This window comes from Cellulomonas flavigena DSM 20109 (genome assembly GCF_000092865.1).
In the GTDB taxonomy this organism is placed as follows: Bacteria; Actinomycetota; Actinomycetes; order Actinomycetales; family Cellulomonadaceae; genus Cellulomonas; species Cellulomonas flavigena.
The window spans coordinates 2619033-2644281 of the sequence record NC_014151.1; the positions used below are offsets into that span (position 1 = coordinate 2619033).

The 25249-nt window shown below is 76.3% G+C and carries 19 protein-coding genes; 7 read left to right on the forward strand and 12 right to left on the reverse strand.

Annotation, left to right across the window (positions count from 1 at the left end; all coding sequences use genetic code 11):
* Window positions 1-74: 74 nt before the first annotated feature.
* Both CFLA_RS11870 and CFLA_RS11875 read right to left on the reverse strand, forming a co-directional pair.
* A complete protein-coding gene (locus CFLA_RS11870; protein WP_013117570.1) occupies window positions 75-3665 on the reverse strand; it encodes a glycosyltransferase family 2 protein in 3591 nt (1196 codons plus the stop codon).
* Between the two features lie 82 nt (window positions 3666-3747).
* Entirely contained in the window at window positions 3748-4074 is a 327-nt protein-coding gene (locus CFLA_RS11875) for a WhiB family transcriptional regulator (RefSeq protein ID WP_013117571.1), read from the reverse strand.
* Between the two features lie 261 nt (window positions 4075-4335).
* Here CFLA_RS11875 and CFLA_RS11880 point away from each other — a divergent pair, with 261 nt between their 5' ends.
* Both CFLA_RS11880 and rfbA read left to right on the forward strand, forming a co-directional pair.
* Window positions 4336-5070 carry a TIGR03089 family protein gene (locus CFLA_RS11880; protein WP_013117572.1) on the forward strand — a complete coding sequence of 245 codons (735 nt, stop codon included), beginning with the start codon at window positions 4336-4338 and terminating at the stop codon, window positions 5068-5070.
* 64 nt (window positions 5071-5134) lie between these two features.
* Window positions 5135-6007 carry a glucose-1-phosphate thymidylyltransferase RfbA gene (rfbA, locus tag CFLA_RS11885; RefSeq protein WP_013117573.1) on the forward strand — a complete coding sequence of 291 codons (873 nt, stop codon included), beginning with the start codon at window positions 5135-5137 and terminating at the stop codon, window positions 6005-6007.
* Between the two features lie 342 nt (window positions 6008-6349).
* On the opposite strand, the gene rfbD is transcribed toward rfbA, so the two are convergent.
* Window positions 6350-7213, reverse strand: a complete 864-nt coding sequence (gene rfbD, locus CFLA_RS11890; protein WP_013117574.1) for a dTDP-4-dehydrorhamnose reductase — start codon at window positions 7211-7213, stop codon at window positions 6350-6352.
* Between the two features lie 101 nt (window positions 7214-7314).
* Between rfbD and CFLA_RS11895 the strand changes: the two genes are divergently transcribed.
* Entirely contained in the window at window positions 7315-7947 is a 633-nt protein-coding gene (locus tag CFLA_RS11895) for a dTDP-4-dehydrorhamnose 3,5-epimerase family protein (RefSeq protein WP_013117575.1), read from the forward strand.
* 18 nt (window positions 7948-7965) lie between these two features.
* Here the strand turns inward: CFLA_RS11895 and CFLA_RS11900 are convergent, their stop codons facing one another.
* From CFLA_RS11900 to CFLA_RS11915, 4 genes are read right to left on the reverse strand one after another with little or no spacing between them, the layout of a single operon-like run.
* Window positions 7966-8979 (reverse strand): glycosyltransferase family 2 protein, encoded by a 1014-nt coding sequence (locus CFLA_RS11900; protein ID WP_013117576.1) that lies wholly within the window; start codon window positions 8977-8979, stop codon window positions 7966-7968.
* The gene (locus tag CFLA_RS11905; RefSeq protein ID WP_013117577.1) at window positions 8976-10262 is read right to left on the reverse strand and encodes a lipopolysaccharide biosynthesis protein; all 1287 of its coding nucleotides are present in this window, start codon (window positions 10260-10262) and stop codon (window positions 8976-8978) included. Before CFLA_RS11905 ends, CFLA_RS11900 begins: the two co-directional genes overlap by 4 nt.
* Window positions 10259-10651, reverse strand: a complete 393-nt coding sequence (locus tag CFLA_RS11910) for a DUF2304 family protein (RefSeq protein WP_013117578.1) — start codon at window positions 10649-10651, stop codon at window positions 10259-10261. Before CFLA_RS11910 ends, CFLA_RS11905 begins: the two co-directional genes overlap by 4 nt.
* Entirely contained in the window at window positions 10648-11400 is a 753-nt protein-coding gene (locus CFLA_RS11915; RefSeq protein WP_013117579.1) for a glycosyltransferase family 2 protein, read from the reverse strand. The genes CFLA_RS11910 and CFLA_RS11915 overlap by 4 nt, the downstream gene beginning before the upstream one ends.
* A gap of 127 nt (window positions 11401-11527) precedes the next feature.
* Here CFLA_RS11915 and CFLA_RS11920 point away from each other — a divergent pair, with 127 nt between their 5' ends.
* On the forward strand, window positions 11528-13165 hold the full coding sequence (locus CFLA_RS11920) for a DUF2142 domain-containing protein (RefSeq protein WP_013117580.1): 1638 nt from the start codon (window positions 11528-11530) through the stop codon (window positions 13163-13165).
* Window positions 13166-13185: 20 nt separating this feature from the next.
* On the opposite strand, the gene CFLA_RS11925 is transcribed toward CFLA_RS11920, so the two are convergent.
* Together CFLA_RS11925 and CFLA_RS19075 are read right to left on the reverse strand one after the other, a co-directional pair.
* Window positions 13186-14322 (reverse strand): glycosyltransferase family 4 protein, encoded by a 1137-nt coding sequence (locus tag CFLA_RS11925; protein ID WP_013117581.1) that lies wholly within the window; start codon window positions 14320-14322, stop codon window positions 13186-13188.
* Between the two features lie 50 nt (window positions 14323-14372).
* Window positions 14373-16277: a glycosyltransferase gene (locus CFLA_RS19075; protein ID WP_013117582.1), complete on the reverse strand. Its 1905-nt coding sequence runs from the start codon at window positions 16275-16277 to the stop codon at window positions 14373-14375.
* A 52-nt stretch (window positions 16278-16329) separates the two neighbouring features.
* Between CFLA_RS19075 and CFLA_RS11935 the strand changes: the two genes are divergently transcribed.
* Complete coding sequence (locus tag CFLA_RS11935; protein WP_013117583.1) at window positions 16330-17280, forward strand: lysylphosphatidylglycerol synthase domain-containing protein; 951 nt, start codon at window positions 16330-16332, stop codon at window positions 17278-17280.
* A gap of 18 nt (window positions 17281-17298) precedes the next feature.
* Here the strand turns inward: CFLA_RS11935 and CFLA_RS11940 are convergent, their stop codons facing one another.
* Window positions 17299-18363: a glycosyltransferase family 2 protein gene (locus CFLA_RS11940; protein WP_013117584.1), complete on the reverse strand. Its 1065-nt coding sequence runs from the start codon at window positions 18361-18363 to the stop codon at window positions 17299-17301.
* A gap of 64 nt (window positions 18364-18427) precedes the next feature.
* Window positions 18428-19561: a glycosyltransferase family 4 protein gene (locus CFLA_RS20055; RefSeq protein ID WP_013117585.1), complete on the reverse strand. Its 1134-nt coding sequence runs from the start codon at window positions 19559-19561 to the stop codon at window positions 18428-18430.
* A 24-nt stretch (window positions 19562-19585) separates the two neighbouring features.
* Between CFLA_RS20055 and CFLA_RS20060 the strand changes: the two genes are divergently transcribed.
* Window positions 19586-20593, forward strand: a complete 1008-nt coding sequence (locus CFLA_RS20060; protein WP_013117586.1) for a glycosyltransferase family 2 protein — start codon at window positions 19586-19588, stop codon at window positions 20591-20593.
* On the opposite strand, the gene CFLA_RS11955 is transcribed toward CFLA_RS20060, so the two are convergent.
* Window positions 20550-22709 (reverse strand): hypothetical protein, encoded by a 2160-nt coding sequence (locus CFLA_RS11955; protein WP_013117587.1) that lies wholly within the window; start codon window positions 22707-22709, stop codon window positions 20550-20552. The genes CFLA_RS20060 and CFLA_RS11955 overlap by 44 nt on opposite strands.
* 93 nt (window positions 22710-22802) lie before the next feature.
* Here CFLA_RS11955 and CFLA_RS19080 point away from each other — a divergent pair, with 93 nt between their 5' ends.
* Complete coding sequence (locus CFLA_RS19080) at window positions 22803-25190, forward strand: glycosyltransferase (RefSeq protein ID WP_052302718.1); 2388 nt, start codon at window positions 22803-22805, stop codon at window positions 25188-25190.
* Window positions 25191-25249 lie beyond the last annotated feature (59 nt).

Genomic DNA, 25249 nt, shown 5'->3' on the forward strand with positions numbered 1-25249 from the left:
TCCCCCGCGCAGAGGCCTCCCGCGGTCGGCTCCCTCGCGGTCCGTCCCCCGCGGCTCGAGCGGCGGTGTCGTCGTCACTCCCGTACCCCCCGTCGGCGTCGCAGCGGCACCGCGAGCAGCACCGTGACGAGCGTGGTCAGGCCGAGCGCGACGAGCCACGGCGTGCGCTCGGGCAGGTGGTGGCGCACCTCGAGACGGCCCGCGTCGGGTCCGAGGACGAAGGCCTGGCGCCAGCCGCCGTCGACGGTCGGCAGCGGCCGGCCGTCGAGCCACGCACGCCACCCCGCGTCGGCCCGCTCGGCGAGCACGAGCACACGCCCGGCGTCACCGGGCGGGACGGCGGTGTCGACCGTCCGTCCCTGCGCGGCGACCGCGACCGCGCTCGCCAGCGGGTCGGCGACGTCGCGGGCCGAGGGCACCGTGCGGGCCCACGACACGACCGCCTCGCCCTGCGTCGCCCGCACGCGCCACAGCGTCCCGGAACCCTCGTGCGTCACGCGCTCCAGGCCGGCGGTCGCGTCGAGGACGCCGACGAGGCGTGCGCGTGCGGCGGCGGAGCCGTCCTGCGGCGTGGGCACGAGGACGTCGCCGACACCGAGGACGCCCAGCTCCGCGGCGACGTCACCGGCTGCACCCTGGACGAGCCGCGCCGCGAGCGCGCCGACCTCGGAGGCCGCCGCGTCGGCGGGCGCCGGACGGGGCGCGTCGAGCGGGCCCGTGACGCCGCGGGCCGCGCCGGCGGCGGCGTGGTCGACGTGCTGGTCGCCGTCGGCGCGCAGCATCGACCAGTCCACCGAGCCGTCGGCACGCACGCCGAGGGCGAGGACGCGTGACGAGCTCGCGGAGCGGGCGCCCTGCTGGCCGACGACGGGCACGACGGGGGTCGTCGACGCACGCAGCGCGAGCGCCTCACCGGAGCGCGCGGTCCACGCCCAGCCGCCGATGGCGCAGAGCACGCTGACGACGGCGAGCACGGTCGCGACGGCGACGAGCGGCTGGCGCCAGCCGAACGACCGCTCGGCGACCCGGCTCGCGAGACCGTCGCTGCCGAGCACCGCTGCACCCAGCAGCCCCAACGTCGTCAGGGAGACCGTCGCACCCGTCCACGCGGGCGCCCAGGTGTCGGCCGTGACCGCGAGGGGGGCGGCGGCGACGCACGCCCCGGCCGCGATGCCGGCGGCCGCCGCCACCCAGCAGACGCGCACGCCGCGCGCGACCGACGCTCCCCGCACCAGCGCGACCGCCGCGAGCACGACCAGGACGGCGCCCGGCAGGTACGGCCACGCGGCTGCGAGGACGTCCGGCAGCCCGCCGGGGACGAGCACCGCCGGGTCCGCGGGCACGCCCAGCGCGCGTGCGAGCGGCGCCGCGGGCGCCACGGGCGCCCCGGGTCCGGGGTCGGCGAGCAGGAGCCGCACACCGGCCGCGCCGGCACTGCCGACCTCGACGAGGAACGGGCCCATGAGCACGAGGGTGGGCACGAGCACCCCGAGCACCCGCACCCGCGCGCGCGGTACGACGAGCGCCGCGACGACGACGAGCACGACGGCGGGGACGAGCAGCACGGGAGCGGCGGCGACCGCGACGGCGAGCGCGAGCGCGGCGCCCGCGGCCGCGGCGACCGAGCCCGTCGGGTCGGGGGCCCCCACGAGGGCCGGGACGTCCGTCGCCGCGTCGTCGCGCGTGGTCGGCGCGGGGGTGACCGGGACCGCACCCGAGACGGGTGCGCGTGGGGTGGGCACGGCGGCGACGCCGCGCACGGGCGTGACGACGTCGACCTCGGCCGGGTCCGTCGGCACCCGGGCCGTCACGTGCGCGCCGGCGGCACGGGCGGCGGCACGCGCCGCACGCGCCTCGGCGACGGCGTCCGGGTCACGCTCGTCCTCCGACCGGCGCGCGGTGGCCACGGCCGAGAGCACCTGGTCGACACGCTGCACGCCGACGGCACGCGCGAGTCCCAGCGCGACCCACGGCAGGGCCGCGTGCGCGACCACGGCACCGACGCGACCGTCACCGACGGCGAGCAGCAGCGCGGGCGCGGACGCCCACGCGAGGGCGGCCCACGCCCGCACCAGGACGGACCGGGTCGCGGCGCCCGCGGCGGCCCACGCCCCGACGCCGGCCAGGACGGCACCGCCGAGGACGAGCACGCCGACGGCGGCGCGCGGCTCGCCACCGAGCAGGGCGGACAGGGCTGCGAGGACGACGAGGAACGGGTCGGCCGGCCCGGGACCGCCGAGCCCTCCGGCCACCCACCCGGACGTCGCCGCGGACCAGACGTCGGCCACGCCGGTCGTCACGCGCGCGAGCGCGTCGCCCACGAGGGGTGCGCCCGCGGCGACGGGGCCGACGAGCCGGCCGACCGCGGTGGCGCAGACCAGCACGAGGACGGCGACGACGACGACCAGCGTCACCCGGCGGCGCGTGGCGACCGCGGCGAGCTCGCGCAGCTCGAGCTCGCTCGGCGCGCGGCCCACGCGGCGTGACTCCAGGCGCGCGAGGCGCCGGTCACGCACCTGGCGCCACACGTCACGCCACGTCGCCTGCAACGGGCGCAGCGTGCGGCGGGCGAGCACGCTCGTCGCGCGGACGCGTCGTCGTGCCCGCAGGACGTCGCGCGGGCGCAGCAGCACGAGCAGCGCCACGCGCAGCTCGGCGAGGGCGAGCTGCGGGTGCTTGGCGGCGACCTGCCCGAGGCTGCGCACCACGGCGGCCGCGAGCGTGAGCAGCACGACCACCGGGACGAGGGGCGCCGGCGCGCCGACCAGCCGCTGGTGCAGCAGCGCGCGCCGTCGGCCGGCGAACGAGCGGGTGGGGTCGGCGCTGTCGGGCTCGCCGTCACCGTCGAGGTCGACGACCGGGGCGTCCTGACGGCGCGAGGGTCCGCCCCGCGCCGGACGCAGCCCGTGGTAGGCGGCCTGCGCGTGGCGCACGACGGCGTCGGGCACGACGACGACGCGGTGGCCGGCGAGGCGTGCCCGCCGCGAGAGGTCGAGCCCGTCGCCGTACGGTCCCAGCGCGGGGTCGGTGCCGCCGAGCGCGTCCCACACGTCGCGGCGCACGAGCGCCCCGGCGAGCCCGACGCCCAGCACGTCCGTCCGCCCGTCGTGCTGACCCTGGTCCAGCTCGCCGGGCTCGATGTCGGTCATCCGGCGCCCGGAGCGGGTCGTGCGGACGCCCACCTCGAGCAGCCGCTCGGGATCGGTCCAGGTGCGCTGCTTGCAGCCGGCGACGGCCACCGACGGCGCGTTCGACACCGTGCGCACGAGCCGTCCGAGCGCGTCCGGCGCCGGGGCGCTGTCGTCGTGGAGCAGCCACAACCAGGTCGTCGGGCGCTCGTCGAGCGCCTGCGAGAGCACGTCGAGACCGCCGCGCACCGCCTCGCCGAACGTCCTGGCCCGCGGCACGCGCACCGTGGACAGTCGCGGCACGGGGTGCCCGGCGCCGACGAAGGCCTCGTCGACGAGGGTGCCGACCTTCTCGTCGACGCCGGCGACGTCGACGACGAGCACCCGCAGCGGGTGGCGGGTCTGGGCTGCGAGCGCGCGGAGCGTCACCGGGAGGTACCGGGTGCGCCCTCGGGTCACCACGACCGCGGTCACCGGCGTCGTCACCGGTACCGCGGCGGTGGTGATGGGGTCCACGGAGGACAGCGTCTCAGTCATGCTCGCGCCATCATGCCGCCGGTGCGGCACGACGCACGGCAGGCGGCCCCGGCGCGGCGCGCCGGGGACGCGACGAGCACCGTCAGACCACGCGGCGCTTCAGCTTGCGCCGCTCGCGCTCGGACAGGCCGCCCCAGATGCCGAACCGCTCGTCGTTCTCGAGCGCGTACTCCAGGCACTCGGCACGGACGTCGCACTGCGTGCAGACCTTCTTGGCCTCGCGCGTCGAGCCGCCCTTCTCGGGGAAGAAGGCCTCGGGGTCCGTCTGGGCGCAGAGCGCGCGCTCCTGCCAGCCCATGGGCCCGTCGTCCTCGGGCGTCCCGAAGATCGACAGCACGTTGGAGGGCGCGACCGGTGCGGGGGTGGCGACGTCGTTCGGGAAGCTCTCGTCGTCGAGCAGGTGCCACATACGTGCCTCCGCAGAATCCTCGTGCTGTGTGGTGCTCGTGCTCGCCGGGTGCCGCCAGGTGCGCCGTGGTCCGGCTGACCACCGTGGGACCCGAGGTGCGACGCGGGGCCGCGACGTGGAACGTGTCGGCGATCAGTTGTTACGAATTACACGCGTGTCGTTCGCGGTCGTCAACCGGAGACGTGCTAGATGCCCGAGTTGTCCGGGTGAAAGTTCGGTGTGCTCGGCGTGGCGTGCGCGAGCCGCCTAGCCTAGGGCCCCGTGCCGACCCCTCACCGCCCCGCACCGACCGACGTCACGGGCCTGCTCGAGCTGCTGCAGCGCGACCCCGGCCGTCCGCGCGTCACCTGGTACGGCGAGGACGGCGAGCGCGTCGAGCTGTCAGGGGCGGTCCTGGCCAACTGGGTCGCCAAGAGCACCAACCTCCTCGTCGACGAGGCCGACGCCGCACCCGGCGTGCGCGTGGCCCTCGACCTGCCGCCCCATTGGCGCGCGCTGGTGTGGGCGCTGGCGGCCTGGCGCTGCGGCGCGGGCGTCGTCCTCGACGGCTGCGGAGCGGAGGTGGTCGTCACGCACCGCCCGCAGGAGGCGGGCCCCGCGTCCCCGGGGGCAGTGGTCGTGGCCGTCGCGCTGCCCGCGCTCGCGCGGCAGTTCGGCCCCGGGCTCCCGCCGGACGCCGTCGACGGCGCCGCCGTGCTCTCCCACCCCGACGTCGTCGTCTGGGCGCCCCCTGTCGACCCGACGGCCCCCGCCCTGACGGTCGACGGCACGACCGTGCCGCACGCCCGCCTGCTGGCGGCCGACGCCCCCGCGGCGCAGCGGGTCGCGCTCACCGCCGACGACCTGCCCGCCCTGCTGCGCACCGCACTGGCGACGTGGGCGGCCGACGGCTCGGTCGTCCTCCTCGCCGCGCCGCTCGCCGCCGCGCTGCGTGCCGACCCCGCGCGCCGCGCGCGCGTGCTCGGGCCGGAGAACGTCACCGACGACCGGGCCTGAGACCCCCGCACCCGGGACCTGCGCGTGCACGGGTCCCGGGTGCGATGCGGCAGACTAGGGCGTCATGCGCGGAATCATCCTGGCCGGCGGCTCGGGCACCCGGCTGCACCCCATCACGCTCGGAGTCTCCAAGCAGCTGGTGCCGGTGTACGACAAGCCGATGATCTACTACCCGTTGTCGACGCTGATCCTCGCCGGCATCCGGGACGTGCTGGTCATCACCACGCCGCACGACGCGGAGCAGTTCCACCGCCTGCTGGGTGACGGGTCGCAGTTCGGCATCTCCATCAGCTACACGGTGCAGGAGCAGCCGAACGGTCTCGCGCAGGCGTTCGTGCTCGGCGCGGACTTCGTCGGTACCGACAGCGCCGCACTCGTCCTCGGCGACAACATCTTCTACGGCCCCGGGCTGGGCACCCGGCTCCAGCGCTTCAGCGACGTCGACGGTGGGGCGGTGTTCGCCTACCGCGTGGCCGACCCGACGGCCTACGGCGTGGTGGAGTTCGACGCGGAGGGCCGGGCGCTGTCGCTCGAGGAGAAGCCCGCGCGTCCCAAGAGCAGCTACGCCGTGCCCGGCCTGTACTTCTACGACAACGACGTCGTGGCGATCGCGCGCGACTTGGAGCCGTCGGCGCGCGGCGAGTACGAGATCACCGACGTCAACCGGGTCTACCTGGAGCAGGGCCGGCTGCAGGTCGGCGTCCTGCCCCGCGGCACGGCGTGGCTCGACACCGGCACGTTCGACTCCCTGCTCGAGGCGTCGGACTACGTCCGGACCATCGAGCACCGCCAGGGGCTGAAGATCGGTGCTCCGGAGGAGGTCGCGTGGCGGCGGGGGTTCCTGTCCGACGACGAGCTGCGCGAACGGGCCCAGAAGCTCGTCAAGTCCGGGTACGGTGCGTACCTGCTGGGCCTGCTCGACGGGGACCGGTCCTGATCTGACGAGGGCGCGCACCGCCCACCGAACGGACCGGAAGAGCTCGACCTGCCGGCCGCCTCGCGCGGCGCCACCCTCCCCCGCCCGCTGACGCCACCCCGCACCACAGCGGCGGGGCCCCGCCCGGCCGACCGCCTGCTCGCGGGGACCGCCGGGGCACTCACCGCGGCCGCGGTCGTCGCGCTGCGTGGCGTCGGCCTGCTCGAGGGGTGGGCGGTCCTGGCCCTGACGGCCCTGCTCCTGCAGGTCGTGAGCTGGCAGCCGTGACGCGGTGACGGCGCGCGTCCCGGCGGCGCCGGCTCGGCCCGCGGTCGGTACGGCCCAGCCCACGGTGGGCGCGGGTCAGCCGCCGACGGGCGCCCCCGCCAGCACCTCGGCAGCCGCGACGTGCCACCGCTCGCGCCAGTCGCCGATCGGCGCCACGCCGACGCGCACGAGCGCGTCGTGCCCGAGCACCGAGTAGGCCGGACGCGGCGCGGCCGCCTGGTACTCGGCGGAGGAGATCGGCGTGACGGCGTCACGGTCCAGGCCCGCCGCGGCGACGGCCTCCTGCGCGAACCCGTGCCAGGACGTCTGCCCGGACGCCGTGCCGTGGTACGTGCCCGCGGGCGCACCGGCGTCGACGAGGCGCAGGACCAGGTCGGCGACGTCCCGCGCCCACGTCGGCTGCCCGACCTGGTCCGCGACCACGGTGAGCGCACCACGCTGCGCCATCGCGTGCGCGATGGTCCGCGGGAAGCAGCGACCTCCGGCGCCGTAGAGCCACGCCGTACGCACCACGATGTGGTCGGGCGCCTCCGCGCGCACCGCCCACTCCCCCGCCAGCTTGGTCCGGCCGTACGCCGAGCGGGGCGCCGCGAGGTCGGTCTCGCCGTAGGGTGACGTCGCGTCGCCGGGGAAGACGTAGTCGGTCGAGACCTGCACGATGCGCGCGCCGGCCTCGCGCGCGCGCCGCGCCAGCACCTGCGGCCCTGTGGCGTTGACGGCGAAGGCCGCCTCCTCCTGCTCCTCCGCGGCGTCGACCGCGGTCCAGGCCGCGCAGTTGACCACGACGTCCGCGCCCTCGACGACGCGGGCGACCGCGTCGGGGTCGAGGATGTCCACCGTCGCGCGGTCGTGCGCCTCGACCTCGTGCCCCGCGTCACGGAGCGTCGCCACGACGTCCGTCCCGAGCATGCCGGCACTTCCCATGACCACCCAGCGCACGTGCTCTCCTCTTCCCCTGCGTCGACGGCGGCTCACCTTACCCGCCGGTGCGGCGCCGGTAGGGTGGGACCACACCCAGCCCCCACCGAGAGGTACCTGACGTGCACTACCGCGAGCTGAGCGTCCCCGGGGCGTGGGAGATCACGCCGAAGCAGCACGGCGACCCCCGCGGGGTGTTCCTCGAGTACTTCAAGGGCGGCCCGTTCGCCGAGGCCACGGGGCACGCGTTCGACCTGCAGCAGGCGAACTGCTCGGTGTCGGCCGCCGGCGTGCTGCGTGGCATCCACTTCGCCGACGTCCCCCCGGGGCAGGCCAAGTACGTGACGTGCGCCAAGGGCGCGGTGCTCGACGTCGTCGTCGACATCCGCGTGGGCTCGCCGACGTTCGGGCGGTGGGACACCGTGCTGCTCGACGACACCGACCGCCGCGCGATCTACCTCGGCGAGGGCCTGGGGCACGCGTTCATGTCCCTCGAGGACGACTCGACGGTGCTCTACCTCTGCTCGACGGGGTACGCGCCGGGCCGCGAGCACGGCATCCACCCGCTCGACCCCGAGATCGGCATCACCTGGCCCACGACGGCCCGCGACGGCAGCCCCCTGACGCCGCAGCTGTCCGAGAAGGACACGGCCGCACCCACGCTGGCCGAGGCGCGCGCCGCCGGCCTGCTGCCGGACGCGGCCGTCGTCGAGGAGTACGTGCAGGGCCTGCGCGACCGGGCGCGCGGCGCCTGAACGGCGCGCGCCCGCTGCTCACAGCAGCGGGCGCACCGCCCGCCAGTACCCCGCGAGGAGCCCCTGCAGCGCGCCCGAGCCGGGCGGCAGCGGCATGACGGCGGGGTCGAACCGCGTCGTCCACAGGTGGGCCAGCTCGCGGTCCTCGACCCGGCGCGCGGCCTGGACCCAGCGTCGGCGCGACCGCACCCAGGCGATGTGCCGCAGGACCCACCACCAGCCCCGCAGCTTCTGCCGCCCCCACCCCTGCAGCGACGCGACCAGCAGCATCGCCACCTCGAACGACAGGAGCGGCAGCGCGAGGGCCGCGAGCGTGCGCCCGCCGTACGTGGTGAGGACGAACAGCAGCCGGTTGCGCTCGAGCAGGTACATCTTGGCCGGGTGCCGACCGAACGCGTAGTGGTGGACGACCACCGCGTCCGGCACGTACCGCACCCGCAGACCGGCCTGCCACGTGCGCCAGCTGAGCTCGAGATCCTCCTGGTAGGCGAAGAACTCCTCGGGGAACCCCCGCAGCTCCTCCCACACCTCGCGCCGCAGCACCACGCCCGCCCCCGAGCACGACGCGACGTCGCGCGGCTCGGCGTGCGACGTCGCCGGGTCCCCGAGCCCGCCCGCCCAGCTCAGGCCGAGCACGTGCAGCGGGTTGCCCGCGGAGTTCATGGTCGACGGGTCGTCCGCGAGCCGGACGTCGCCGGACGCGATGCCGATGCCGGGGTCCGTGGCCACCGCGACGAGCCGCGCGAGCGCGTCGGGCGCGACGATCGCGTCGCTGTTGACGAGCGCCACGAACGGCGCCTCACCGTGCGCCAGGCCGAGGTTGACGCCGCCGGTGAAGCCGAGGTTGCGCCCGGGACGGAGCAGCGTCGCGCCGGTGCGTGCGCACAGCTCGTCGAGGTCGTCGCGCGTGGTGCCGTTGTCGACGAGCACGGTGCGGGGCCGCACGCCGGTGGACGCGGCGACGGCCGCGAGCGCGTCGGCCAGGTACGGCTCGTCGCCGTAGCCCAGCATGACGACGTCGACCTCGTTCACGCCACCTGCTCCTGCCTGCTCAGGGACCGCAGCGACGCGAGCAGCGGGAGCGCCAGCGCGACGAACGCGACACCCGAGCCGACCACGAGCGCGACGGACGCCACCGTGATGACCTCACCCGGCACGAGCGCGGCCGTGACGAACGCGGCCAGCCCGAGCGCCCACCCGACCAGCACGGGCCGGTCGCCACCCTGCGCGAGGAGCGCCTGGGCCGCGACCTGCGCGAGCATGAACAGCCCGCCGGACAGCGCGAGGAGCGTGAAGACCTCGCGTCCGACCGCGAAGTCCGGGGGGAACAGGAGCGCCAGGAGCCAGTCCCCCAGCGCCCACACGGCGAGCGTGCCGACCGCGGCCAGCGCACCGGTGACCCACCCGACGAGCGCGAGCCGGCGACGGTAGCCCTGCACGTCGCCCGACCCGAGCAGCGACGCCAGGCCCGGCAGGAGCACGGCCTGCACCGCCGCGAACGCGAAGAGCGGCACCCGCGCGATCGCGTTCGCGACCGTGAAGCTCGACACCAGGGCCTCCTGGTCGGCGGCTGTGCGCAGCTGGACCACGACAGGGCCGAGGTTGGCGAGCAGCTGGGAGGCCAGCGACGCCAGCACGAGGGCGCCGACCGCGCGGCGCAGCGCCCGCACGTCGGCCTCGCCGCCCGGCGTCACCAGACCCGTCCGCCGCGTCGTGACGAGCACGGCGACGAACGGGGCCAGGACCAGCACGAGGGCGTACGCGGCGACGACACGCACGCCGAGGGCCGCCAGCGCGCCGGCACCGGCCACGCGCAGGACGCCGTCGACGGCCAGCTGGGCGCCGTACGCCGGGTACCGCCCGCTGCCGGAGAGCAGCCCGCGCACCGCGTACGCGACGGCCGCGCCCCCGAGGGCGGCGACCAGCAGCGGCACGTACACGTCGCGCCCGCCGAACAGCCGGCCGGCCAGCAGCGGCCACGACGCGAGGCAGACCACGGCCGTGCCGCCGAGGAGGACGACCCCCGCGGCTCCCACCGCGCGCACCGCAGCGCCGGTGGCCAGCCCACGCGCGCGCAGCGACGCCGTCGTGCGCCCGAGCTGCTGCTCCAGCGGCAGGAACAGCCCGATGCCGACCGCGTTGAGCAGGGTCCACAGCAGGTTCACGGGCGCAGCAGCCTGGGCGCCGAGCGCGTGCGCGACGAACCACAGGTACCCGTACCCGGCGAGCCCGAAGACGCCGAGGCCGACCGCGACGGCCAGCACACCGCTGCGCTCGCCGAGCCCCCGGGGGCCGGTCGCGGCGTCCGTCGTCACGCGTCCGGGCCGGCGGTCGCGTCCTCGCCCGGCCCGTCCGGCGCGACGGCGGCCTCGAGCCGCTCGACGCGCAGCCGCAGCAGGGCGGCCTGCTCCGCGAGCGTCTGGTTCTCGTGCTCGATCTCGCCCAGCTCGGCGCTGAGCTGCACGCACACGACGAGCAGCGACAGCAGCCCGAGGAAGAACACGAGGTTGATCGGCGTCGTGATGCCGACGAGCTCCGACAGCCACTCGGTGAGGCCCGGGAACACCGCGGCCACGAGCACGACCAGCGCGACGACGATCCACAGCCCCGCGTATTTCTCGCGCAGCCGGCGCCGGCGCAGCAGCTCGAACATGAACGCGAGCGTGACGAGCGCCCCGACCAGGGCGAAGAGGTGCCCGCTCATACGACAGTCGCCTCCTGCGGCGTGATCCGCTCGCGGCGGCGGACGAGGGAGATGACGAGCGCCAGGCACGCCCGCGCGAGGTAGACGGACGCCTTGAGCGGGCTCTGCGACGGCCGGCCCGCCGACCGCTCGCGCATCGACACGCCGATCTGCTCGATCCGCAGGCCGTTGCGCGACGCCAGGACGAGCGACTCCACCGTGTCCCCGAGGTACTCCGCCGGGTAGTGCCGTGCGAACAGCTCGACCGCGCGCGGACCTGCACCGCGGAACCCCGAGGTGGTGTCGGTGAGCCTCGTCGAGGCGACGCGGCTGAGCACGCCGGCCAGCACGTTCATCGCCCAGCGCCGCGGTCCCCGCGCCTCGTAGGAGCCGGTGCCCGCGAACCGGGCGCCGATGACGACGTCGGAGTGCGCGAGCCGCTCGACGATCCGCGGCACGTCGCGCGGGTCGTGCTGACCGTCGGCGTCGACCTGGACGACCATCGGGTAGCCCTGCTCGAGGGCGTAGCGGAAGCCGGCACGCATCGCGCCGCCGACGCCCAGGTTGAACGGCAGCTCGAGCACGTCGACGCCCAGCGAGCGGGCGACGGCCGCGGTCCCGTCGTGCGACCCGTCGTCGACGACGAGCACGCCGACGCCGGGCAGGTGCTCCCGGATCTCCGCGAGCACGCCGGGCAGCGACTCGCTCTCGTTCCAGGCGGGAAGGACCACGAGCACGCGTGGTTCAGGGGCGTCGGACACGGCCGACACCTTACCGTCCGGTACCCGCCCGCCCGGTCCCCGGGGGCCTCCGGCCCGGCCGGACGCGTCGCGCACCGCCCTACACTGTGCCCGGTCGCACCGTCCGGCGGCCTCACCGCCGCAGGAGGCCCGCCCGATGTCCCGCAGTCACACCACCGGCCCCGCCACCGACGACCCGGCCGGCACCCCGGCCCGCCGCGCCCGGGTCGTGTGGTCCGCCGTCGCGGCCCTGCTGGTCGCGCTGGGATGGTGCTGGTCGCTCGCCACGCCCATGATGTCGTCGCCCGACGAACCCAGCCACGTCGTGCGCGCCGCCGGGGTCGCCCGGGGTCAGGTCTCGCTGCCGACGGCCGATGCGCTCGTCGACACCGCGGAGCCCGGCGTGGCCGGACTCGTGCGGCTGCCCTCGGACTACGCCGCGTCGGTCACGCTGCCCAACTGCTTCGCGTTCCAGCCGGACCAGCCCGCGTCGTGCCAGCAGGACCTCCCGGAGCCGGGTGCGCCGGTCGACGCCCGCACCTACGCCGGGCAGTACCCACCGCTGTACTACGCGCTCGTGGGGTGGCCCTCCCTGCTGCTGCCCGCGTCGGGCGGGCTGGTCGCGATGCGCCTCGTGAGTGCGCTGCTGACGGGCCTGCTGGTGACCTGGGGGCTCTACCGCCTGCACCGCGTGGAGGGCAACCGGGCCGGCGTGTGGGGCGCGGCGGTCGCCCTGACGCCGATGTGCTTCTTCCTCGGCGCGACCGTCAACCCCGCAGGCTTCGAGATCAGCGCGGCGTTCGCCTTCTGGGCCGCGTGCCTCGCGGTGGTGCTGGGCCGCGGGCCCGTCACGACAGGAGCGCTCGTGCAGGCCGTCGTCGCGGGCGCGCTGCTCGTCAACACGCGCTCGACGGGGCCCGTGTGGGCGCTCGCGATCGTCGTCGTCGCGCTCGTCGCCGCCCCCGCCGGCAGGTGGCGCGACATCGTCGCCCACCCGCGCTTCCGGTGGCTCGTGGCGGCGACGGCCGCCGCGAGCGCCGTCGCCGTCGGTTGGCTCGTCACGCACCCGGCCGTCGTCACCACGAAGGACCTCCACCCGGGCTTCGCCGACCCCCGCACCGTCGCGCTGTCGGTCGTCGGCAAGGGCTCGGAGTACCTCCTCAACATGATCGGCGACTACGGCTGGCTCGACGCGCCGTCGCCGCCGGTCACGTTCGTCGCGTGGTACGCGATGGCCGGGGCGGTGCTGCTGCTCGCGTTCGCCGCCGCCCGTCCCACGCGGCGCCGGGTGGCACTGCTGCTGCTGGTGCTGGGCGTCGCAGGTGCACCGCTCGCGCTGCAGGTCCCCACCGCGGTCGACACGGGCCTGATCTGGCAGGGCCGCTACGCGCTGCCCGTCGCGGTGGGCGTCCCGCTGCTGGCCGCGCTCGTCGTGGGTGTCGACCGCCGCCCCGAGGGCGAGCTGCTGCGGCGCGTGGCACGCGGGGCGCTGCCGGTGGTGCTCGTGGGGCACGTCGCGGCGTTCTACTGGGCGTCGCGGCGCTACGCCGAGGGCCTCGAGGGCGACGTCCTCACGTTCCACCCCGACTGGACCTCACCGATCGGCTACCTCACCGGTACGGCGCTGTACGCGGCGGTCGTCGGTGCGCTCACGTGGCTCGCCTGGCGTTCCTACCGCCCGGTGGACGACACGCCTGCGGCACCCGGGCCCGCCTCCGCCGCCGCACGGCGCAGCACGTCCGACGCGGCCACCGCGGCCGCCGCCGCCGAGCCCGCCCCGGCCACGACGGACTGACGTCCGCCGGGCACGTCACCTCAGGCGCGACGGCCCAGCGCCGCCTCGTACGCCGCGACGTGGGCGCGGGCAGAGGCGTCCCAGTCGAAGCCGGCGGCGCGCTCCACGGCCGCGGCCGCGAGTCGTTCGCGCCGCGGCGCGTCGTCCAGCAGCGTGCGCAGCTCCCGTGCGATCGACTCCTCGTCCGTGCCGCAGTAGGCGACCGCCTCGCCACCGACCTCCGGCAGCGAGAGCTCGCGCGTCGTGAGGACCACGGCGCCGCAGGCCATCGCCTCGAGCACCGGCAGACCGAATCCCTCACCGAGGCTCGGGTACGCGAGGACGCGCGCGCCGGAGAGGAAGCCCGGCAGGTCGCCCAGCGGGAGGTAGCCGGGCGTGCGGACCACGAGGTGCGGGTGCTGGGCCCGCACGGCCGCGACCGTGGGCGCCACCTGCTCGTCCCAGCCCCTGCCACCGGCGAGCACGAGCGCAGGCGGTTCCGGCAGGTCGGTGACGGACCGGGCCCAGGCCCGCACGAGCGCCGGGACGTTCTTGCGCGGCTCGAGCGTGCCGAGGAAGCCGACGTACGGCCGCCCCTCGAGGTCCAGGGACCGCGCGACGCGGGCCTGGTCGTCGCCGTCCACACGGTGGAAGAGCGACGTGTCCACGCCGTGGTAGGCGACGTGGAACAGGGCCTCGGCGCCGCCGGCGTGGCGGCGCACCTCGCGCGCCGTGGCCCGGGACGGCACGACCAGCGCCCCGGCGCGACGCACCGCGTGCCGCGTCGCGGTGCGGAAGAACCGCCGCTTGACCGGCGAGTGGAGCTCGGGGTGGGAGAAGAACGTCGCGTCGTGCAGCGTGACGACCACCGGCACGCCGGGCACGAGGGGCATCGTGTAGTGCGGGCTGTGCAGGACGTCGGCCCGCGTGCCGCGCGCCAGGCGCGGCAGCGCGACCTGCTCCCACACGAGGCGCGCGGGGCGCCGCTCGATCCGGGCCGGTGCGGCGACCACCTCGGCGGACGGGGCCAGCCTCGCGAGGTGGTCGCGGTCGCGCTCCTGGCTGACGACGACCAGGTCGACCCCCTGACGCACGAGGGCCGGGAGCAGGTCGTCGAGGTAGCGGCCGACGCCGCCCCGGTCCGCCGGCACGGCGGTCGCGTCGAGGAGGATGCGCACCGGGACACCCTAGGCGGTCGTGCGGGGGGCCGGGCCCCGCACACCTCGCGTCAGCCGACCGACGGCAGGGCGCCGGCCACGACCACGATGTTGACGCTGGGTCGGGCGTCCGGGGCGACGACCACGTCGGTCCAGTCGAACCCGAACGCGCGCGTCCCCTCGGGCGCCGACCCGGCCCGGTGCGGTGCGATCCGCTTCGCCAGCCGCAGGCCCGCGAGCCGCAGCGGCTCCGGGACACCGGGGAACGTCACGGGGTACAGCAGCAGACGGGTCCACCGGTAGCGGCGCAGCTCGTGGTCGAGGAGCCGACGCGGTCCCGTCATCCCCTGCACGTTCACGGGACCGAAGCGTGCCCCGAGCAGGCGGCCCAGCTCCGCGGGGTCGTACTCGTGCACGTGGAACTCGTTCCACGGACGCTGGCGCGGGAACAACCGGTGCTCCCGGTCGGGCGTGACGCAGACGAACGCGCCGCCGGGCCGCAGGACGCGGCGCACCTCGCGCAGGTAGCCGTCGACGTCGGTCACGTGCTCGATCACCTGGATCGAGCAGACGAGGTCGAACGAGTCGTCGGGGAACGGCAGGGGCTCCCGGTCGGTCGGGAGGATCTGCCGGAACTCCAGGCCCGCCAGCGCCTCGTCGGCGGTCGCACGCTCGACCGCCTCGCCCGAGACGTCCACGCCGACGACCCGGCGGGCACCGCGCTCCCGCAGCAGGCGCGAGCCGTAGCCCGTGCCGCAGCCGAGGTCCAGGACCTCCTTGTCCGCCACGAGCCGCGCCACCCACTCGTAGGTCGCGACGTGCAGCGAGTAGATCGCGTAGTCGCCGGCGCTGGTCACGTAGTCGCCCAGCGTGACGCGTTCCGTGGTGGTGGGGCGGCTGCGCACGGGCGCGGTCGCCAGCAGCCGGACCATCTCCTCGCCCATGCGGACGCGGTCGTAGCGGTCCGCGCAGCTGCGCGCGAACGCCTCAGCCCGCGCGGCACGCCCCGGGTCCGTCAGGACGTCCGTCAGCGCGGCGCGCCACGCCTCGGCGTCCCCGCTCGGGACGAGCAGGCCGGTGACGCCGTCCGCCACCGCGTCCTGCAGTCCCTCGAGGTCCGCCGCGACCACGAGCGCACCGCGCACCGCGGCTTCGACGGCCACGAGCCCGAAGCCCTCCATGTCGTCGCGCACCGGGACGTTGGGCTGGACGAAGACGTCGCACCCGGCCATCACGCGCTCACGCTGCGCGTCGGGGACGCGGCCGAGCAGGCGGACGCGGTCCTCGAGCCCGGTGTCGCGCGCGGCGGTGCGCACGGCCTGCTCGTCGGGGCCGGCGCCCGCGACGACGTACACCCAGTCGCCCTCCAGACGGGGCAGCACCTCCCGCACGAACCACGCGACACCCTTGCGCCGGACGAGCCGGCCGACGGTCGCCAGCACGTGGGTGCCGGGCGCGACGCCCAGCTCGTCGCGCAGCTCCTGGCGCGCCCGGGTCACGTCCGCCGCCGTGCGCGCGGGGACCTCCACGCCCAGGCGCAGCACGTGCACGCGGTCGGCCGCGACACCTGCCCTGCGCACCTGCTCGGCGGTGGCGGCGCTGTTGCAGAGCACCATCGGGGCGTGTCGCAGCGCCCGGCGCACGCACCAGCGGTACGGCGGGAAGCCCCAGACCACGTCCTTGCCGTGCGCCATCGTGACGAGCCGCAGGCCCGCGGCCCGCGCGAACGGCAGGAGCAGGAGGTACATGAGCACGTCACCGGTGACGACGACGTCACCGGGCCGCCGCGCCGCGCGCAGCACGGCGCGAGCGGCGCGCAGCCAGAAGACCGGGAGCCCGGCGGTGGAGCCACCGTGGGCGACGAGGCGCGCGCCGTCGCTGCCGGCCCGGAGCATCGCCCAGACGTCCGACGCGAGCGTCTCCATCCCCCCGACCGACGGCGGGAACTTGCGTGTCACGAACACGAACGCGGGCATGGCGCTCGATGCTAGCGGACCGCATCACCCGCCCGGGACATAGCATCGCCCGGTGACCCCCGACCCTGCTGCCCCCCGCCGGCGCCTGGCCCGGGTGGCACGCCTCGTCGCCCTGGCCGCGGTCGTCGTGTTCGCCTCGCTGTTCGTCGTGCGCGAGCGGGAGCCGATCGCCGCGGGGTTCGCGGGGCTGCGCTGGGAGCTCGTCGCGGCGGCCGGTGCGCTCGTCGTGGTGGGTCTCGCGGCGTCGGCCGCGAGCTGGCGTGCCGTCCTGGCGGGCCTCGGCTCCCGGGTGCCCGCGCGAGCCGCCGCCCGGATCTTCTTCCTCGCCCAGCTCGGCAAGTACGTCCCCGGCAGCGTCTGGCCCGTGGTCGCGCAGACGGAGATGTCCCGGGAGTACCACGTCCCGAGGGCGAGGTCGGCGTCGGCCGCCCTCGCGCACCTGCTGGTCGGCACGGTCTGCGGGGTGGTCGCGGCCGCCGTCGCGCTCGCGACGTCGTCGGCCGACGCGCTGGCCACCTACTGGTGGACCATCCCGGTGGGCGTCGTCGGCGCCGCGATGCTCGTCCCGGCCGTCCTCAACCGCGTGCTCGGCCTGGCGTTCCGCGTCCTGCGCCGACCGGCGCCCGAGCCGGTCGGAGGGCGTGACCTGCTCGTGGCCTGCGCGTGGGCCCTCGTCGTGTGGGTCGCCTTCGGCACCCACCTGTGGCTGCTGCTCCTGGCGCACGGGCTGACCCCGACGCCCTCGCTGTGGCTGCTCGCGACAGGTGCGTACGCGCTGGCCTGGGTCGTGGGGTTCGTCGTGGTGGTGCTGCCGGCGGGTGCGGGGGCGCGCGAGGCAGCGCTCGTGCTGGCGCTCGGTGCGACCGTCGGCGCCGGCGACGCGCTGGCTCTCGCGCTGGTGAGCCGCGTCCTCATGCTGGGCGGTGACGTCGTCCTCGCCGGCGTGGCCGTCGCGGCGGCACGCCGTGGCCGGCAGGAGCACCCGCTCGCACCGGCCCCCTGAGCGGCAGCGACCGGCGGCTCAGGACGACCTGACCGGCGCGCCCTCGGAGCGGTCGAGCCGCGCTGCGGGCGGGCCGGGACGCGTCAGGTCTCCGAGCTCCGTCGACCACGTCGCCGGATCGGGCTCCACCGGCGTGCCCTGGCGGTACTGCAGGTCCTTGAGCCGCTCGAGCTGGTCCTCGAGCAGCACGCGGTTGGTCCGCAGCAGGTCGGAGAGCACCCCGAGCGCCGCGGCCAGCAGCGCGGCGACGGCCATGATCGCGCCGAAGATCAGCGACTGGACGTTGCCGGCGTGCTCGTCGTGGACCACCCACAGCACGAGGAAGCGCACCATCGGGACCAGGGCGGCCACCCCGAACACGGCGGCGAGCGTCGCGAAGACCACCCACGGCTTGAACATCAGATAGCTGCGCACGATCGCCGATGCGGACTTGCGCATGTGCTGGAAGATGTTGCTGAACAGCCGGGACTCGCGCGTCTTGGGGTTGGTGGTCACCGGCACGCTGGCGATCCGCAGCCGCTTGTGGCCCGCCTGGATGATCGTCTCCATGCAGTAGCTGAACTCGGTGACGACGTTCAGCCGCAGCAGCGCCGCGCGGGAGTACGCGCGGAAGCCGCTCGCCGCGTCCGGCAGGTCAGTGTCGGCCGCGCCGTTGACGACGCGGCTGCCGACGCGCTGCATGAGCTTCTTGAACGGCGAGAAGTGCGCGATCGTCGACGTCTGGCGGTCGGCGATGACGATGTCGGCCTCGCCGGCGAGGACAGGTGCGACGAGGTCCGGGATGCGGTCCTGCGGGTACTGGTTGTCCCCGTCGGTGTTGACGACGACGTCCGCGCCGTGCGAGAGCGCGTAGTGCACGCCGTCGCGGAACGAGCGCGCCAGACCCATGTTGCGGGTGTGCCGGACGATGTGCGTGACGCCGTGCTCGCGCGCGACCTCGACCGTGCGGTCGCTCGACCCGTCGTCCACGACGAGCACGACGATCTCGTCCACACCCTCGATCGACCGCGGGATGGACGCGAGCACGTCGGGGAGCGTGGCCTCCTCGTCGAGGCACGGGATCTGGATGAAGACCTTCGTCACGTCGCCGTCCTGCCGCTGCACCGTCGGGCGACCCGGCAGGGACGCCCGGGTCGATGCTACGTGGTCACGCCGTGCCGCCTCCGAGCGCGGCGCGGTACGCACCCACGTGCGCGCGGGCCGCGTGCGCCCACGTGTACCCGGCCGCGACGTCGCGCGCCGCCACCCCGACGGCGGCCGCGTCCCGCCCGACGAGCTCGCCGAGCCCTGCGGCGAGCGCGTCGACGTCCCGCGGGTCGACGAGCACCGCTGCGGGCCCCGCACCCTCGACGACCTCCGCCATGGACGTGCCCCGCGACGTCAGCACCGGCGTGCCGTGCGCGAGCGCCTCGAGCACGGGCATCCCGAAGCCCTCCCACAGCGACGGGAACGCGAACGCCGCCGCACCCGCGTACGCCACGTGCAGGTCCTGCGTGGGGACGTGCCCGAGCAGGTGCACGGCCCCCGCCGGGAGCTGCTCGAGCGCCGCCCGCACGCGTTCGGCCTGGCCGCCCCACCCGGTGGGGCCGACGAGCACCAGGTCGTGCTCGAGCCCTGCACCGCGCGCCCGCGCGAACGCCTCCACGAGCCGCAGGACGTTCTTGCGGGGCTCGAGGGTGCCGCACCACAGCACGTACGGCCGCGCCACGCCCGTGCGTGCGCGCCACGCGGCGACCTGCGCGTCGTCGACCTGCGGCACGCGCACACCGTGCGGCACGACGTCGACGCGGCCCGGTTCGAGACCCACCTCGACGCAGTCGTCGCGCGTCGCGGCCGACGGCACGACCACCCGGGCCGCCTCGTCCACGACGAGCCGCAGCGCACGCCGGAAGAACGCGTTGCCCCGGGCCGTGAAGTGCCCGGGATCACGCAGGAACGCCAGGTCGTGCACGGTCACCACCAGCGGCACGCGGCGGCCGGGGAGGGCCCAGGTCGTGGCGTGCACCACGTCGACGCCGCCCGCACGGTCGGCACGCGGCCGGCGCAGCCGGTGCCACGTCTCGTAGAGCACGGTGCGGGGCAGCGCCTCGTGGCGGACGGGGACGTCGGGGACCGGCGACGGCACCTCCTCGGTGCGGTGGCGGGCCGCGACGCCCACGACCTCGACGTCGTCCTGGGTGCGCAGGGCCGCGGTCAGCTCGGCGATGTACGTGCCCGAGCCGCCCGGCACCGGCTGCCAGCACTGCTCGACCGTCATCGCCACCCGCACGGGACCCGTCACGGGCGTGAGCCTAGACTCTGGCCCGTGCCGGCACCCGACGCGTCCCCCCTCGTCCGCGCGATCGTCGTGACGTGGAACGGGGCGCACCTGCTGCCGGCCTGCCTGGACTCCCTCGACGCGCAGCACCTGCGTGACCGCACGGAGGTCGTCGTCGTCGACAACGCGTCGACCGACGGCACGGACGCGCTCCTCGCCGCCCGCCCCGGCGCCACGGTGGTCCGCGCGCCGCGCAACCTGGGGTTCGCCGGCGGCGTCGAGCTGGGCCTGCGGGACGTGCGGGCGCCGTTCGTGCTGCTGCTCAACAACGACGCCACGCTGGCCCCGGACGGCCTCGACGCGCTCGTGGCCGAGCTCACCGCACCCGGCCACGAGCGGGTGGCCGCCGTGACGGCCAAGGTCGTGCTGCGGCGGCACGACGCGCAGGGCCGCACGCTCGTCAACTCCACCGGGAACGTGCTGACGCGCTGGGGAGCGGGGGTCGACCGTGACTGGCTCGCAGTCGACGGCACCCAGTCACCGCCCGGGGACGTGTTCGGCTTCCACGGCGGCGCCGCGCTGCTGCGCACCGAGGCGGTCCGCGCCGTCGGTGGCATCGACCCGTGGCTGTTCCTCTACTACGAGGACACGGACCTGTCGTGGCGGCTGCGCGCCGCGGGGTGGACCGTGCGCTACGTGGACGCCGCGGTCGCCGAGCACGCGCACGCCGCGAGCTCGGACCCGGCGTCGGCACTGTTCCGGTACTACAACACCCGCAACTCGCTGGTCGTCGTGACCCGTCACGCCCCCGCAGGCATGGTCCTGCGCTCGCTCGCCCGCCAGGTGGCCGGCACGGTGCGCGCGCTCGCCCGCACGGGCTGGGACCCCACCACACGGGCGCGCGCCCGTGGCCTGGGCGCGTGGCTGCTGCGACTGCCGCGCACCCTGCGCGAGCGGCGCACCACGTGGCGCACCGCGGTCGTGCCCCGCCGCGACGTCGCCGCGGTGGCGCTCAGCGCAGCGGGATCCACAGGAGCGGCTGCCCGGGGGGCGTGAGCTCGCCCAGCCCCTCCTGGACGAGGGTCAGGCCGATCGCGTCGCCCGCGACGTCCGCCGGCGGGTCGAGCCGGATCCGGAGGTGCTCGGTCGCACCGGGCAGCACGTTCGACGGCAGGTCCGCCACCTGCGGGTGCGCGCCGCCGGGGACCGGCCAGAAGACGACCACCCGGACCACGCCCGTCGGGTTCGCGAGGTCCCCGAGTCCCGTCCACGCGGTCGGGCCGTCGTTGCGCAGCGCGACCTCGAGCCATGAGGGGCCCCCGGACGGCACGGGGCGGTCCGCGGGACCGTCGGTGCGCGTGAGGGTCGCGGCGAAGCCCTCGATCGGTGCCGTGACGTCCTCGGGCTGGAGCATCCCCCGCGCGCGCAGGTCGGCCTCGACGGGGCCGCGCCGGACCCACAGCGCGTCGTCACCGAGCGCGTCGGCCACGAGGACCCAGTCGTCGGCGTCGTCGTGCGGCCAGACGGCGCGGGACACCACGAGGTCCGTCGGGGGGCGTGTCGTCGTGCCGTCGAACACCTCCATGGCGCGCGGCGCGAGCCAGTACTGGAACCTGTTCTGGCCCGGCCAGTCCGCTTCCGTGACGTCGAACGACACAGGGGTGTCGATCGCCTGGACCACCGAGAGCAGCCGCGGCGGGTCCCCCAGCGCGAGCGCGAGCGGCTGCTGGTGCGAGGTCTGGGCGACGACGGACGAGCCGAGCAGCCACACCCCCACGACCGCGACGGTCGCGCGGCGTGCGACGAGGCTGCGCCGGACCAGGACGAGGACCACGCACGCGGCGGCGGCGACCAGGGCGGCGGCGACCCACGGCAGTCCCGTGCCGCTGCTGCCCACCAGCGCGAGCATGCCGGGGACGTTGATCGGGCCCCACCAGCCGTCCGGGTTCGCGGTGGCCAGCATCCACGGCACCACGACGATCGACGAGCCTGCCGTCACCGCGAGCGCCGCCACGACCGTCGCCCGCCGGGGCTCCAGCCGGCGGACCAGCACGGTGGCGCCGACGACCGCGAGCAGCACCAGGTACGGCTCGACGTAGCGCCCGTAGGTGGGCACGTCGATGCGGTCCGTCCCCTCGGTCAGCGACCGCGCCGTCGACAGGACGCTGATCGCCAGGTTGCCGCCGAGGGCCAGACCGCCCCACAGCGCGACGCCCGCGCGCCGCGCACGCAGCTCGCGCAGGGCAGCCGTGACGCCGAGGGCTGCGCCCACCACCGACAGCCCGAGCCACGCCACGGCGCCGTACCAGACGGTGCCCACCGTGGTGCGCACGAGGTTCGGCACCGAGCCCCCGAACAGCCCGACGACGGCCTCGGCCTCCCGGCTGGTCCCGCTCTCGTAGAGGATCCCGGCGACGGTGACGTGCAGCGCGAAGCCTGCGACCGCGACGACGACCGTGGTCAGCAGCCCCAGCGCCGCCACGCGCCGGCGACCCGCGGGCCCCCGCCACAGCTCCACCAGGAACCACAGCGCCGTGCACGCCACCACCGTCACCATGCGCCCGTGCGCGACGAACGTCGCCGCACCGCCGGCACCGAGCAGCGCGGCGCGGCCGAGCGTCGGGCGGTCCGCGTAGCGGACCGCGGCCACGACCGTCAGCGCCAGGACCAGCACGAGGAAGTTCTCGATGATCGCGAACGACGACATCACCGTGCGGCTCGGCGCGACGGCCACGGCCGCGGCCACGAGCGTCGCGGGCGCCGGACCGGCGCCCAGCCGCCGGGCGAGCGCGGTGAGGGGCAGCACGACCGCCGCGCCGCACACGCCCGACAGCAGCACGGCCAGGTGGTACGCGCGCAGCGGGTCGTCCGTGAGCCACCAGACCGGCACGAGCGCGACGGCCCACAGCGGGTAGTAGCTGTCGTGCGCGAGGTCGAGCGCACCCTGGCCCGCGAGCAGCCGGGCCGTGGCGAGCGGGCCGACCTCGTCGTCGGTCCACACGAGCCCGTGCCGGGGCCACGCGACCCACAGGTGCACCGCGAGCACGGCGAGCGGCGCGGCCACCCGGACCGCGAGCTCCTGCCAGGACCTCGCGGCGGCCGGTCGGGGCGGAGCGGCGTCGACGGCGACGTCGGTGGGCTCGTCGGCCGACCGGACGGTCTCGGCGTGCATCGTTGGTGTCACCCTCGTTCGGCAGGCACTCGGACGTTCGATGATAGGTCGAAGGGCGGTCGCGCCCCGAGACCGGCGCGTACGATCTGCGCCATGCACGCGAGCACCGACGCCGCTCCCCCGCGCCGGACCCCGACGGACGGGAGCGCGACGGCCGTGGTCGTCCCGTGCTGGGCCGACGCCCTCCCGGCGGCCCGACGCACGGTCCGCAGCGCCCTGACCGTGCTGCCGGACGCCGCGGTGGTCGTCCTCGACGTGGACGGCTGCTGGACGCCCCTGGGCCGCGAGCAGGTCGTCACCGCCGCGCAGGTCGACCTGCCCGACCGGGACCTGCACCTGCGGTCACTCGCCGTGGGCACGTCCGCCGTCGCGCGGGCGGTCGTCGCCGACGTCGTCGCGAGCCGCCCCGACGAGGTCGTCCTCGCCCTCGAGCCCGGTGTCGAGCTGCTGCGCGCCCCCGACGAGCTGCTGCGCTCCGCGCGGGACGCGGGGGTGGCCGTCGTCGGGCGCACCGCGACCACCGCGGACCCGGCCGGCACCTGGCCCACCGAGGCCGACGTCGCCGCCCACGGCCCGCTGCACCCGGCGCTGCTGGCGGTGCACCGGCCCGCGTCGGCGTTCCTCGCGACCTGGCGCGCGAGCTGGCGGACCCCGGAGATCCCCTGGCTCGACACCGCCGCGTCCCGCGCGGGTGCGCGGCTGGTGGGCGGTCCCGCCGTCCTGCTGGGTCCGTGGAACCTGCTGCCCGGCCACACGCTCGACGAGGATGCCACCGGCCTGCGGGTCGACGGCGTGGCCGTCGCCGCGCTCGACCTGACCCTGCGGGACCCCGCCCGGCCCTGGCTGCTCGCAGCGGGGATCGACCGGCCCTCGCGGGCGCGCCTGAGCGACCACCCCGCGCTGGCCGCGCGCTGCGCGCGGGGCGCGGCCGACGAGACCGCGGACCCGCCCGCGGAACCGGCGTGGCGGGCCTCCCGGATCGGGGAGGTACCGGTCGACGACGTCGCGCGAGGGCTCGTGCGCGAGGCCGTGCTCACCGGCGAGCACCTGCCGGACCCGGTCACCGAGCCGGACGCGGTGCTCGCGTGGCTCACCGGGCCGACCGCCCCGGGCGTCCCCGGCCGGTACCTGCGGGCCCTGCGCGAGTCCCGGCCCGACCTGTGCGAGGTCTTCCCCGGCGTTCCGGGCGAGCACACCGGGCCGTTCCTCGACTGGGCGCGCGCGCACGGTCGTCACGAGACCCGCTACTCCCAGGAGCTCGTCGACGCCGCGGTCGCCGCGACGGGACCCGTGCCCGCACCACCGCCGCCCGACGCGCCGCGCCCCCCGGGCGTCAACGTCGTCGGCTACCTCGGCGGCGACATCGGGATCGGCGAGTCCGCGCGCCTCGTGCTCGAGGCGCTGCGGGCGGCAGGCGTACCGACCCGCGCGGTCCCCGTGGAACGCCACCTGCAGAGCCGACGACGGCCCTACGCCGAGGCGACCGGGCCGGCGCACGGCACGACGGTGGTCTGCGTCAACGCCGACCTCACCCCGAGCATCGCGCGCACCGTGCCGCACCTGCTCGCGGGCGGCGCCCGCGTGGGCATGTGGTACTGGGAGGTCGAGGAGTTCCCGCCCGAGCTCGGCGCGTCCGCCGCGCTGCTCGACGAGGTGTGGGTCGCCACCGACTTCGTGCGGGCCGCCGTGGCGCCGCACGTCGCCGTGCCCGTGCGCGTGGTGACCCCGCCCCTGCCGCAGGTGCGTGCGACGTCGGTGAGCCGTGCCGAGCTCGGGCTGCCCGCCGACCGGCCGGTCGTGCTGTTCGTGTTCGACTACCTCAGCACGGTGGGACGCAAGAACCCCCTCGGCGCGATCGAGGCGTTCCGTCGCGCGTTCGCGCCCGACGAGGGTCCGGTGCTCGTGCTGAAGTCCATCAACGGCGACCGCCGGCACGCCGAGGCCGAACGGGTCCGCCTGCGGGCCGCCGCCGAGCCCGACGTCGTGCTGCTCGAGGACTACCTGGACGCGCCCGCGCGCGATGCGCTCGTCGCGTCGTGCGACCTGTACCTGTCGCTCCACCGGGCAGAGGGTCTGGGTCTGACGATGGCCGAGGCGATGGCCTACGGCCGGCCGGTCGTCGCCACCCGGTACGGCGGCAACATGCAGTTCATGACCGACGAGAACAGCTTCCTCGTGCCGTTCTCGCGCGTGCCGGTCGGGCCCGAGGACGCACCGTACCCCCCCGGCTCCCCGTGGGCCGAGCCGGATCTCGACGCCGCCGCCGTGCTGCTACGCGTCCTGGTCGAGGACCCCGAGGAGGCCGCGCGCCGCGGCGCGCGGGCGGCGCGGGACATCGCCGAGCTGTGGTCCCCCGCCGCGGTCGCCCCCCGCTGGGCCGACGCGGTCGCCGGCGTCCACCGCCGGCCCGATCCCGAGCCGGAGCAACGACGCGTCGACTGGCGTCACCAGCTGCGCCGCTTGTCCGGCGGCCGGGTCTGACGCGGCGCGGCCCGGCACGGTCCCGGACGACGCAGGGCCCCGACGTCGCCGTCGGGGCC